Source organism: Mesorhizobium sp. LjRoot246 (assembly GCF_964254115.1).
In the GTDB taxonomy this organism is placed as follows: Bacteria; Pseudomonadota; Alphaproteobacteria; order Rhizobiales; family Rhizobiaceae; genus Mesorhizobium.
Genome location: NZ_CAXUSN020000001.1, coordinates 5,687,782 through 5,700,284 on the forward strand (window position 1 = coordinate 5,687,782; position 12,503 = coordinate 5,700,284).

The 12,503-nt window shown below is 61.9% G+C and carries 9 protein-coding genes and 1 pseudogene; 1 reads left to right on the top strand and 9 read right to left on the bottom strand.

Annotated elements, in window-relative coordinates:
- Nucleotides 1-200: 200 nt before the first annotated feature.
- From ACSQ3L_RS27785 to ACSQ3L_RS27820, 8 genes are all read right to left on the bottom strand, one after another.
- On the bottom strand, nt 201-932 hold the full coding sequence (locus ACSQ3L_RS27785) for an ABC transporter permease (RefSeq protein WP_436163546.1): 732 nt from the start codon (nt 930-932) through the stop codon (nt 201-203).
- Nucleotides 933-936: 4 nt separating this feature from the next.
- Nucleotides 937-1,644, bottom strand: a complete 708-nt coding sequence (locus ACSQ3L_RS27790) for an ABC transporter permease (RefSeq protein WP_436162814.1) — start codon at nt 1,642-1,644, stop codon at nt 937-939.
- 76 nt (nt 1,645-1,720) lie between these two features.
- The gene (locus tag ACSQ3L_RS27795; protein WP_436162815.1) at nt 1,721-2,518 is read right to left on the bottom strand and encodes a transporter substrate-binding domain-containing protein; all 798 of its coding nucleotides are present in this window, start codon (nt 2,516-2,518) and stop codon (nt 1,721-1,723) included.
- A 72-nt stretch (nt 2,519-2,590) separates the two neighbouring features.
- Nucleotides 2,591-4,555: a DUF2817 domain-containing protein gene (locus ACSQ3L_RS27800; protein ID WP_436163547.1), complete on the bottom strand. Its 1,965-nt coding sequence runs from the start codon at nt 4,553-4,555 to the stop codon at nt 2,591-2,593.
- Between the two features lie 67 nt (nt 4,556-4,622).
- Nucleotides 4,623-6,149 carry an FAD-binding oxidoreductase gene (locus tag ACSQ3L_RS27805; RefSeq protein ID WP_436162816.1) on the bottom strand — a complete coding sequence of 509 codons (1,527 nt, stop codon included), beginning with the start codon at nt 6,147-6,149 and terminating at the stop codon, nt 4,623-4,625.
- On the bottom strand, nt 6,146-7,267 hold the full coding sequence (locus ACSQ3L_RS27810; RefSeq protein WP_436162817.1) for an aminotransferase class I/II-fold pyridoxal phosphate-dependent enzyme: 1,122 nt from the start codon (nt 7,265-7,267) through the stop codon (nt 6,146-6,148). The genes ACSQ3L_RS27805 and ACSQ3L_RS27810 overlap by 4 nt, the downstream gene beginning before the upstream one ends.
- Nucleotides 7,268-7,314: 47 nt before the next feature.
- Entirely contained in the window at nt 7,315-8,442 is a 1,128-nt protein-coding gene (locus ACSQ3L_RS27815; RefSeq protein WP_436162818.1) for a 2Fe-2S iron-sulfur cluster-binding protein, read from the bottom strand.
- Nucleotides 8,439-9,479 carry an aromatic ring-hydroxylating dioxygenase subunit alpha gene (locus tag ACSQ3L_RS27820; protein WP_436162819.1) on the bottom strand — a complete coding sequence of 347 codons (1,041 nt, stop codon included), beginning with the start codon at nt 9,477-9,479 and terminating at the stop codon, nt 8,439-8,441. The genes ACSQ3L_RS27815 and ACSQ3L_RS27820 overlap by 4 nt, the downstream gene beginning before the upstream one ends.
- A 122-nt stretch (nt 9,480-9,601) precedes the next feature.
- Between ACSQ3L_RS27820 and ACSQ3L_RS27825 the strand changes: the two genes are divergently transcribed.
- Nucleotides 9,602-10,519 (top strand): LysR family transcriptional regulator, encoded by a 918-nt coding sequence (locus ACSQ3L_RS27825; protein WP_436162820.1) that lies wholly within the window; start codon nt 9,602-9,604, stop codon nt 10,517-10,519.
- A 712-nt stretch (nt 10,520-11,231) separates the two neighbouring features.
- Here the strand turns inward: ACSQ3L_RS27825 and ACSQ3L_RS27830 are convergent.
- Nucleotides 11,232-12,496: pseudogene (locus ACSQ3L_RS27830) on the bottom strand (HlyD family type I secretion periplasmic adaptor subunit).
- Nucleotides 12,497-12,503: the final 7 nt, after the last annotated feature.

Sequence of the window (12,503 nt, forward strand, 5' to 3'; positions counted from 1 at the left end):
TAAGCCATTTTCGCAAAAAACCCGTCACCAGAACCATCAAAAAATTACGCTTTTGATTTTAAGGGGAAAATCGCTGCAAAAAATATTTTGAGGTTTCACCAACTATCGATGTCAATCGGACTATTTTTGCGCTTCGCGGCGTTCGACGGAGCGCCCAAGCCGTCTCGAAAAGTACCGTCATCGCCAGGCTAGGGAGCACGTTACAAGGCCCCCGCGGCCCCCTCCGGGCGAGGCGTGCTCAATTCTTGGCGGGATCGCGATTCATGCCGCATGAGAAAACGCTCTATGGCGCGGATGATCGCGATCAGCAGCAGATTGATCACGAGGTAGAGCACGCCGGCAATGGCGAAGATCTCGAAGATGGCGAAGGTCTGGCTCATGAGCCGTTTGGCATAGCCGGTTATTTCGAGCACCGTGATCGTCGAGGCAAGGCTGGTCCCCTTGACGACGAGGATGAGCTCATTGCCATAGGCCGGCAGCGCCTGGCGGATGGCGAGCGGAAACTCGATGCGCCGGAACCGCAGCATCCGCGACATGCCGCATGCCTGGGCCGCTTCGACGAGGCCAACCGGAACCGACATCAATCCGCCGCGCAGTATCTCGGACGTGTAGGCAGCCGTGTTCAGCGCAAGTGCCAGCACGGCGCAGCGCGCGCCGTCACTGATCAACCACCACAAAACCGCGTTGTCCTTGATCAGGGAAAGTTGTCCAAGCCCGTAATAGAACAGGAAAATCTGCACCAGCAGTGGCGTCCCGCGAAAGACATTGGAATAATATTTGGCGAAGCCCGACAGGAAGCGGTTCGATGACAGCCGCATCAGCGCCAGGCCGAGGCCCAGATTGAAGCCGATCAGCACCGAAACGAACGTCAGTGCCGCCGTCACCCACAGGCCCTTGAGCAGGACGGGAACCGCTAGCTGGATGAGATCCATCATACTACTTTCTCGTCCTCACTCTGAGGAGGCGTTCGATGCCGTCGAACCCGGCCTGGCTGACGAGCGTAATGGCCAGATAAACCACAGCCGCGATCAGGTAGAAGATGAACGGGTGGCGGGTGGAATTGGCGCCAATGAAAGAAATGCGCATCAGCTCCTGAAGGCCGACCACCGAGACGAGGGCCGTGTCCTTGATCGTGGTCTGCCAGACATTGTTGATGCCGGGAACCGCGATGCGCAGCATCTGCGGCGCGATGATGCGGCGAAAGATCCGGCCGCCCGATAGCCCAAGCGCGCGAGCGGCCTCGATATGCCCATCGGGGATCGCCCCCAGGGCTCCGCGCACGACCTCGGTCGAATAGGCGCCGGAGATCGCGCCGATGGCGATGACCGCGATGACGAACGCATAGCCGCTCTCCGCGACACCGGCATAGCCGAAAGCGGTCACGACCCTGGTCACGAATTCAACCGAACTGAAAAACAGGAGGTAGATGATGAGCAGTTCGGGCACGCCGCGCACCAGCGAGGTATAGGCATCAACGAGCAGCGAGAGCGGAAATATCCTGGCCCATTTGATCAGCCCGCAGACAATGCCGATCACCAGCCCGGCCGCCATGCTGACGAGACCCACCAGGATCGTTATCGACGCGCCACGCAGGATGGCGGTCACCCAACCCGCTTCCCAAACCTGCCAGAGACCGAATTCCATCTGAGTCGCCTAGTCTTGTCGTGCAAATGAAGTGCATGCGCCCGGCGCTCCGGGCGCATGCGAGGATTCCAAGGCGTTATTTGCAGGGCTGGGAAATGTCCGTCTTGAACCATTTCTGGCTTGCCTTGCCGATCGAGCCGTCCGCGATCAGCTCGCAAAGCGCCTTGTCGATCTTGGCCTTGAGTTCGGTGTTGTCCTGCGCGATGCCGACGCCGATGCCTTCGCCAAGCGTCGGGTCGTACGTGCTCTTGATCTCAACGCCGACCAGCTGGAAGTTCTTGCCATCGGGCTTGTCCAGAAAGTCCTGCAAGGCGGATTGATCGGCGAAAGCCGTGTCGATCCGGCCGCTCGCCAGGTCGATCTGCATCTGGTCAAGCGTGTCGTAGGTTTTCAGGTCGGCATTCGGCGCACGCTTCTCAAGGAAATGCGCGTGGGTCGTGCCAGCCTGCACGCCGACCTTCTTGCCGTCGAGCGACTTCAGCAGCGTATCGACGTCGGTGATGGCGGCCAGATCAGAACCCTTGGCCGCGACGAACATATTGGCCAGTTCGGCATAGCCGACGCTGAAATTGATCTCCTTCTTGCGATCGGCGGTGATCGACATGCCCGAGATGATGACGTCGAAGCGCTTGGCCTTCAGCGCCGGGATCAACCCGTCGAACGCCTGCACGACGAAATGGCAGGTCACCGCGAGTTTGGTGCACAGCAACGCGCCGACATCGGCGTCGAAACCGGTGACGTTGCCATTGGCGTCGGACATGCTCCATGGCGGGTAGGCGCCTTCCGTTCCGATGGACAACTCGCCTTCGGCCGCCAATGCGTTTCCCATGCTTCCCGCGAGACATGCGAGCAGCGTCAAGACTTTCAGTTTCATGTCAGTTCCCCTTGTTGATCTTCATTGCCGTTGTCCGGTGCGAACCGGACGCTTCGAGGATGCGGGCTTCCCTCACAGTGTCCGTGCCAGGAATTGGCGCAGACGCTCCGAGCGCGGGCTGCCGAACAGCGCCGCGGGCGCACCCTCTTCCTCCACCTTTCCCTGGTGGAGAAACAGAACCTTGTGGGAGACCTCGCGCGCGAACTGCATCTCATGCGTCACGAGGATCATGGTGTTGCCTTCCTCCGCCAGTTGACGGATCACCCGCAGCACCTCGCCGACCAGTTCGGGATCGAGCGCCGAAGTCGGTTCGTCGAAGAGGATGACCTTCGGCCGCATCGCCAGCGTGCGGGCGATCGCCGCCCGTTGCTGCTGGCCACCGGACAACTGGCCGGGATAATGGGCGTGCTTGTCGGCGAGCCCGACCTTCTTCAAAAGGGCGTGGGCATGTTCAATGGCCTTCTCGCGGGGCTCCTTCAAGACGTGCCGGGGCGCTTCGATGATGTTCTCCGCCACCGTCATGTGCGGCCACAGATTGAAGTTCTGGAACACCATGCCGACGCGGGCGCGGATACGTTCGACCTGCGCCATATCGGCTGGCCCAAGACGGCCGTTCGACAGCGGCTTCATCTTGATCACCTCGCCGTCGATGGCGACCCTGCCGCCATCCGGCTGTTCCAGAAGATTGACGCAGCGCAGGAACGTGCTTTTGCCCGAGCCCGACGAACCGATCATGGAAATGACCTCACCGGCATGGGCGGTGAGATTGACGCCCTTCAACACCAGAAGCGAGCCGAAGCTCTTGTGAAGCTCGTCGATCTGCACGGCCGGCGTGGTGATCTTTGCCTCGTCAGCGGGCGCCGGATCGGCCGCCACGGCGGGAACGGCGGGCGGCGTCTGTTCGCTGCTGATGTCCTGGGTTATCTCGACAGTCCGCAGGTCCGCCAGCGCACGGTCGAAATAGCGCAGGCTGCTGGACAGGCAGGTGCGTTGCCAGTCTGGGTCATCCGGAATGAAGGCGCAGCGCAGAGTGTCGCGGATCCGCTTGCCCAGCGGCGAATCGAGCTTGCCGAACAGATGCAGCCAGTTGTCGGCCTGGACCGCTTCCATGACAGCCGGCCCGTCCAACGTGCCGCATTCAACGACAAGCGGCAGCACGCGCGCGTTCGGCATTGCCTTGCGGACGGCGTCGGAGACATAGCCGGTCGCCGTTGCCGCGATGCCGGTGTCGGTCTTGGCGCCCTGACCTGTCAGGACTGTCGCCAGCGCCGGCCCGAAGATGGATTTGCCCCAGGCAAGGCCGTCATGCTCGGAATTCGCCACGGAAAGCAGAGCCGGATAACCATAAGGCCCGGCGCCGGTATGCAGGTCGAAGACGATGACCTGGCGCGCCGCGCCGGCAAAGGTCTTCAGGATTTCGTTCAAGGTGCGGTTCGACCAGACCGGGCCGCCACCGCCGTAGAACATGCCGTCGGCGAACTCATACTGGCCGGCTTCGACGATCGCCGCCAGACCGGCATGCCCAAGCCTCTTGCGCGCCACGGCGAGCTTCTCGTCGGCCGCTATGCGGTCCGGCCCTTCCCACTCGCGATACGCCATGGCGTCGTGCAGGCCGGCATAACCGTTGTTGACGGGAGCACTTGAAGACCAGTCGATGAAGTTGCGGTTGAGGTCGACATTGTCCTCGTTGACGCGCCGCGACCAAGCCGTGCCCCAGGGATTGATGAGGTGAATGGCAAGGATCGCCGTGTCGCCCGGCAGGCGCCGCAGATTCTTCTGGCCGAGCCAGGCGGTCTGGCAAGTCGAGCCGAACGGACCCTCGACACCATGCGTACCGGAGATGAGCACGATCAGCTTGCGCGCATCGCGGCGGCCAAGCAGCGCCACATCCGTCGCCAGCGTCTCGCCATCCGGGCCGTTCAGCGGATGAACATATTCGGACAGTTCCGCGCCGGCCCGCTCGGCGGCTTCGCGAAATCCCTGTCGCAAGGTGGCGAAATCACAGGCATAGGCTGGTGCTGGCTCATCATGGCGCATGGTCGCTCTTACTGGACCGCTGGCGGTTGCGGTCAATCCGTTCATTCCCTGTCGTTCCACCGTGGGGCTATTCATCGTTGTGATCGCTCGTGTTCTGAGGTGGCAATCGGCGCTCATTGCCGGAAAGGAGCGGCCTGGAGGACCGGACAAACCAGGCGTCGGAGGGAAGCACCTTGTCGGGGTTCATGATCGACTGATCGTCCAGCGCTCGTTTCACCCGCTCCATGGCGGCGAGCTTCGTCGGGTCAGCCGTCGCCAGCAGCGAATGGATGCGCTTGGACCCAACACCGTGCTCGGCGGAAAAAGAACCGCCAATCTCCCGCAGTTGTTGGTACAGGACGCTCTCGGCAGCCTCCGCCACGTCAGGCGCCAGCGGACCCTGACGGTTGAGGATGATATGCAGGTTCCCATCGGCCAGGTGCCCGAAGACATAGGGCGCCAGACCCGATTCAATCGCGGCGAGCCGGGGCAGGATTCTGTCGAGATAGGCCGGAATTTCCGACAGAGGCACAGACACGTCGAAGGAAGGCGCATGAGGATGGACGCGATAGAGCACGCCGGTGTCCTCGCGCAACCGCCACAGGTCGTCCTCTTGCCGCCGCGAGCCGGCAATGATGCCGGTGGCTTCGGGATAGCGCTCCATCACTTCCGAATAGATCCGCTCGAAATCCTCGCGCAGCGCCTCTTCGCGCGCGCCGCCAAGCGACAACAGCAGGAACAGCGTCTGGTCGAGCGGCACCCCCGGTTCGGACCATTCATGCGCGGCGGCGGCCAGGCTGAAATACGAGGTCCACATCGCCTCCGCCGCGCGCAAATGTCCGGCATCCGATTCAAGCGCCAGACGAATGATTTGCAGCGCCGCTTCGACAGACGGCAGTCCGAAAAGCGCGGTGGCGGTGGCTCGCGGCGAAGGGTCGAGCTTGACGACCACGCGGGTCACGATGCCAAGCGTGCCCTCCGCACCGATGAAGAGATGCTTCAGATCGTAGCCGGCGGAATTCTTCACCACCCGCGTAAGATCAGAATAGACGGACCCGTCGGCCAGCACGGCCTCGAGCCCAAGCACGCGATGGCGCATGACGCCGTTGCGAAAGGCCATCACGCCACCGGCATTGGTGGACACCATGCCGCCGATCGTCGCCGAGCCGCGCGCGGCAAGATCGATACCGGGCTCCAGTCGATGCTCAGACGCGGCAGCCTGCAAAGCTTCGAGGGTGACACCGGCACCGACGACCGCCACGCGCTCGACCGGATCGAGCCGCTCGATGCGGTTCATGCGTGCCATCGAAAGCACGATCTCGCCTGTCCGCGAGACAGTTCCATCGACCAGACCGGTACGCCCGCCTTGCGGCACGATGGGGATCCCATTCTGACGGCAGATGCGCACCACCGCCGCGACCTCGCCGGTCGATGAAGGCGCAACGACGATGCCGGCGCCGCGATCCGTTCCGTCCGAACCAAGGTCGATCGCCCCCGCATGATCACCGGTGCGCACATTCGAGGCGCCAACCACATCGCGGATCGCGTCGACAACCGACAACGGAACCGCTTGCTCGATCCAGTTCGTTTGCCTGGGAGACGCGAGGCCGCTCATCGCCCCGCCAATCCCTGAAGCGCTGTGAGAAGCCGGTCGTTGTCGACCGGCAAGCCGATGGTGGCGCGCAGATAGTGCTCGTAGCCGGCTTCGCGCCACGCCTTGACGATGATCCCCTGCTTCAGGAGACCGGCGGCAACGCTGGAGCTGTCGCCCGTGCAGTCGAAGAACAGGAAGTTTGTCTGCGACTGGGCAACCCGGAAACCAAGGCCGGTAAGTGCGGCGGTGGTGCGCACGCGCTCGGCCCTGACGCGGCCCGCCGACGCCTTCATCCAGCTTTCGTCGGCCAGCGCCGCAATAGCGGCGGTCTGCGCTGCCGCATTGACGTTGAACGGCGTCTTGGCGGCCGCGATCACTCTTGCCAGTTCGAGGCCGGAACAGACGGCATAGCCAACGCGCAGTCCCGCCAGGCCATAGGCCTTCGAAAATGTTCGCAGCACCACATGGTCGATGCCGCTGTCGCGCAGAACCTCGATGCCGTCGGGCGCGCCGGGATCGGCGAATTCGAAATAGGCCTCGTCCAGGACAAGAAGCGTGCCGGGCCGCACGGCGCCGATCAGCCGTTGCAAGCTGGGATGGTCGAGACCCGGCCCGACCGGGTTCCACGGCGAGGATATGAAAACGATCCTTGGCCCGGCCGCGATCGCCGTCTCGAGCGCGGCAAGATCGAACCCCATTTCGGGTGTCATCGCAATCTTGACGACATCCGCACCGGCAGCCAGCGGCTCTATCTCATGCAGGCCGAAGCTCGGCACCGTGGTGACGACCGAGGCGCCCGGCACCAGGACGGCGCGTGAGATGGCGGCGATCATCTCCTCGGAACCATTGCCGGCAACGATCAGGCCGGGATCGACCGCCAGTTTTTCGCCAAGCGCAGCTCGCAGCGCCGTGCAGGCCGGATCGGCATAGCGCCATGGTTCGAAAGATGAGGAGGCCAATGCGGCCACGACAGCGGGAGAACAGCCATCCGGGTTCTCATTGCTGGCCAGACGGGCAATGTCATGGCGTCCGCTGAGCGTCCGCGCCATCGCGATGTTCATGCCGGCATTGTAGGGCGGCAAGGCGGCGATATGCGGATTGAGCGGCAGGCTCGACGCTGGTTTGACCGACTGTTCCAAATCCCGACTTCCGTTTCCCCGCGCCCACGCGCGGCATCACGATCTTGTCAAATATCCAGGACGACTGATCCGCGTGGCTTGGAGCAGCATAGCAGCACTTCGCCTGTCCCAAGCTCGTCCAGCGGTTCTTCGAAATAGGCGACGTCGCCCGAGATCAGCCGCGACTTGCATGTGCCGCAGATGCCGGCCCGGCAGCTGAATTCCGGCAACAGACCCTGGTTCTCGGCGAAGTCGAGCAACGATGCGGCCGAGCTATCCCAGACGGCCGTCAGGCCCGACTTCCGGAATTCCACGGTTGTCGCTTCCCCGGTCGGCTCGACCCTTGCCGGCTGCGCCGGAACCGCGGGAGCTCGTACGGCATCGGGCTCAAGCACCGCCGCCGGGCCGAAGAATTCATAGGCAATGCGATGCCTCGGCACGCCAAGCTCGCGCAGCATGGCGTAGATCGCCTGCATGAACGGCGGTGGGCCACAGAGGTAGAAATCATAGTCATCGATCGGCAGCAGGCGCTGCAGCACGTCGCGCGAAATCATGCCCTCGCTGTGGAAGCGCTGGTCGGCCCTGTCACGCTCGGACGGAGACCGGTAGCAGTAGTGCGCGGCCAGGCCGGGCCGGGTCGTGACCAGGCCGGTCACCTCGTCGCGCAAGGCATGCACATCGCCGTTCTCGCAGGCATGAATGAAGACGGCGCGGCGGTCCGGCATCGCAGCCAGCGCATGCAGCATCGACACCATCGGCGTCAGCCCTACGCCGCCGCTGAGCAGCGCGACTGGACGGTTGCTGGCCTTGTCGAGCACGAAATCGCCGCGCGGCCCTTCCGCCTGAAGCACATCACCGACGTTGATCTCGTCATGCAGGAAGCACGAGCTTACCCCGTCGGGCAGCCCCGGCGCCGGTGCTGCTTCACGCTTCACGCTGATCCGATAGCGAGCGCTGTCTGGGGAACAGGAGATACTGTAGTTACGCAGCACATATCCCCTTTCGCCGGCTGCCTCCCGCGCTACCGGAATCCGGAACACCAGGAACTGACCCGGCTGGAAGTCGCGCCAGTCCTGTGGATTGACCGGCTCGATATGGAACGACGTGATGATGGCGCTTTCGCGCACCTTCGCGACCACTTTCAGGCCGCGAAATCCGCTTCTTGCGATGGTGTCGCGAGCGGTGAATGCGTTCATTCGGCAGCCGCCAATTGCTGGTTCTCGCTGGCGATCAGCTTGGCCAGGTTGCGGCGAAAGCGCAGCGGCCCGACATCGATCTTGAGATCGAGATTGGGCGTGCGCTTGTTTGCCATGCCTTTGTGCACGGCATTGAGCACGGTGCGGTCCTCGTCGAAGGCGCCGCGCACGGAGGTGGCGAACTGACGCGAAACCTCCAGGTCGTCGGGGGCGAAATTGCGCATCTGGAACCAGTAATATTTCGTCTGGTTCTCATCGACCGGCGTCATGAAATTGTAGCTGTCCATGAGGAACACGTCCTCGTGCAGCGGCTTACCCTCGCCGCCGGTGCGGGCCGGCACGAAGATCGCCTTGATGATGGCGTTGGAGGGGTAGCGCACCTCGTAGTGCTGCTTGCGGTCGCAATTGCCTGAGAATTTGAGGAAAGGCGCATAGAAGGGCGCCGGCGCGGCATCGACCACCCAGCGCCACACGGTCACGCCGTCCGCGCCCACGGTGGTTTCGAGCGGCGCATCCTCCATCGCCTGAACGCCGCCGAAGGAGGACTGGTGGACCCACGATACATGCGAGGGGTCGAGCAGGTTGTCGGTCATGTAGAGGTAGTTGCAATCGAGCGCCATCGACTCGCCGCGATTGACGCCCCATGCCGGATCGCCCCAGTGGTCGACCGCGAAAATCAGCGCGGGGTCGGCCTTTGCCGCTTCGCCCATCCATATCCACAGCAGCCCGTAACGCTCGGTGATCGGATAGGAACGAACGCATGCCACATGCGGTATCTTTTCCGCGCCCGGCACCCGTGTGCAGGTCCCCGTGCTGTCGAAGGTCAGCCCATGATAGCCGCATTCGACAGTGTCGCCCTTGATGCGGCCCATGGACAGCGGCAACTTGCGGTGCGGACAGGCATCCTCGAGCGCCGCCACCACGCCATCGGTCCGGCGATAAAGGACAATATCCTCTCCCAGAATCCGGGTCGGCACCAGCCTGTCGGCGACCTCATGATCCCACGCGGCCACATACCAGCAATTTCGAAGAAACATGGTGTCCTCCCGAGCTCGTGAACGCCAAAACGAATACCTCTCGGGCATGAGACGACATAGTGCTTGCATCTGCGTTCTATTTTAGAAATGCTAAAACAAACCGACCCCAGGATCATACCCAGGTGAAGAAAACGCCCCCCTTGCGTGCGATACAGGCCTTCGAGGCTTTCGGTCGATGCGGCAGCGTGACGGCCGCGGCCGATGAACTTGGCGTTTCAGTCGGCGCGGTCAGCCAGCAAATCCGCAAGGCTGAAGATATGCTCGGGCTTAGTCTGCTCGAACGCCGTGGCAGGAATGTTGCACTGTCATCCTGGGGGCGAACCTACCATGCGGCGATTTCCTCAGGATTCGACCAGATTCGCAACGCCCAACACATCGTCGAGCGGGCACGATCGGAGAGCGCGCTGACCATCTCTTGCCTTCCCTCGCTTGCCAGCAAGTGGATCGCACCAAAGCTCCTAGATTGGCAAATTGGCCACGCCGGCGCGACGGTGCGTCTCGTCGGCGCCGAGCAGGAGCCACGTTTTGACAAGGATCAGGTTGATTTCCGGATTTCGTACGGCACCAAGATCCACGACTACGACCACTATACCGAACTGTTCACGGATTGGGTGGTGCCTGCTTGCGCGCCCGGATTGCTGACCAATCGACCTCTCGGCAAGCCCTCGGACATTCTTGATTTTCCTCTCCTGGGCATCGAATGGGCCCAAGATCACCAATCACCGCCAAGTTGGGCTGAATGGGCGAGCAGGATCGGCGCGTCACATCGAAAGACGTCAGGCGAAGTTGCCTTTTCGTTGTCGAGTGCCGCGATCGATGCTGCGATAAACGGAAAGGGGTTTGTGCTTGCTCAATTGTCGATGGCCGCCGACGATATCACCGCAGGCCGGCTCATCGTCCCGTTCAATCAGCGGATAAAGTTGTCCGATGCCTATTTCCTTGCCTGGGACCGTGCAGCGCTCGAAAAGCCATTTGCACCGGAACTTCGTGCCTGGATCGTTTCCATCTCCAAACGCCTGGGCGCTTCTCCAGCCGATTGAGATCGATGAACGGCCCTTGGCGTGGAGGAACTGCTATCTGCGTTGCGCCTCCGTGGCAGGACGCAGACCCGCCGGTTTGCACGCTTTTGTACGCCGCAACTCTCCAACATGTTGATTGCGCTTTACACCCCTTCCAACTTCGTTCAGATCAATCCTGTGTTTTGCTAGGAGATCGAGAGAGGTTATCGCAACCAAACAGCGACAGGTGACGATCGAGCCAGGGCGGATCGGCAAGCTACGCTATCGCCGCCGTCCCGTCATTCCCACTCGATTGTTTTTAACCCAGCCAGGTCATTGATCTAGCTGGGTTTTTTCTTATTTGTGACGCACAACGCCGACCCATGGGCCGTCAAAAAATTACGCTTTTGATTTTGAAGGGAAAATCGCCGCAAAAAATATTTTGAGGTTTCACCAACTATCGGAACCAATCAGCGATTTTTGCACTTTTCGGCTTTCGACGGAGTGTCTCTGCCGTCTCGAAAAGTACCGTCAGCAGGCTATATGAAGTCAGATGACTAGTGCAATTTGGCCCGAGATCAAACGACCCATATAGAACAGATTAACCCAACAACTTCGGACATCCATCGAACCCCGCGCGGGCGGTTGAGAAAGGAGCTCACTGGTCGGCACATCTACACGTCAAGTCTCGCAGGGGCCTCAAATTGGACATGCGGCCAACCGAGCCTAAATGTCCCTAGGGTAGCGATCATCATCACTCCTCCCAGAAGGCCCGCTGGATCTGATCGGCCAGCGGCTTTACCAGGTAGGATAGCATGGTGCGGCTGCCGGTCGAAAAGAACGCTTCGACGGGCATGCCCGGCGCCAGGGTCAGGCCTTTCAGTATTTTCAGTTCGGTGCGCGGCAGGCTGACGCGAACCGTGTAAAACGCCGCGCCGCTTCGCTCGTCGACGCTGAGATCAGCGGAGATTTCGCTGACGCTGCCATTCAGTTCCTGTGTGACGCGCTGATTGAACGCCGAGAGCTTCAGTGTCACGTCCTGACCGAGCGAGAGCTGATCGATGTCCTGCGGCGCGATGCGGGCCTCGACGGTCAGATCGTCGGCCACCGGCACCACGAGCATGATCACTTCGCCCGGCGAAATGACGCCGCCGACCGTATGAACGGCAAGCTGGTGGACCACGCCATTCTGCGGACTGCGAATATATCGATGCGTTTGACCTGGTCTTCGGCTGACACCTTGCGTTCGACGAATTCGGATATCTTCCCCTGGACATCGCGAAGCTCGGCTGCAACCTCGCTGCGCAGATCCTGGTCGACCTGGATGATCTGCAGCCGGGTCTCGGCGATCCGGCCTTTCGCCTGTGCAATCGATGCGGTCAGTTGCCCGTGTTCGCCGTTGAGCCGGACCGCGTCACGCTCCAGCGCCGTCATGCGGTCGATCGAGACAAGCTTCTTGAGCCAGAGTTTGCGGATGCTGTCGAGTTCGGTGCCGATCAGTTTTATTTCCTGGCTCTTGGCCTCCCGTTGTTCGGTGAGCCCCGAGGCCTCTTCGGCAAGCTGCGCGATGCGTTCTTCCAATTGAGCCTTCTGCCCGGCGCGGGCCTGCCGGCGAAACTCGAACAGCGACTGTTCGCCAGCCATGGCGCGCGCAACGGCGGTCTCATCCCGCCTCGAGGTCAGCGAGGTTGGGAAGGCGATGTCATTGTGATCGTCACGTTCGGCTTCGAGACGGGCCAGCCGAGCCTCGAATTCGTCGAGGCCCTTGGTGACGATCGCGAGGTTGGCGCGGGTGACGGTTTCGTCGAGGCGGATCAGGACCTGGCCGGATTTCACGGCATCGCCTTCGCGTGCCAGAATGTCGCCGACCACGCCACCGGTGGGATGCTGAACCTTCTTGACGCTGGAATCGACGACCATCTTTCCCGACGCGATCACCGCACCGGAAAGCTCGGTGACCGCCGCCAGACTGCCCGCGCCGCCGACGAGAAGGATGCAGGCGGCGACGCCACCAAGCAGAGCGCCG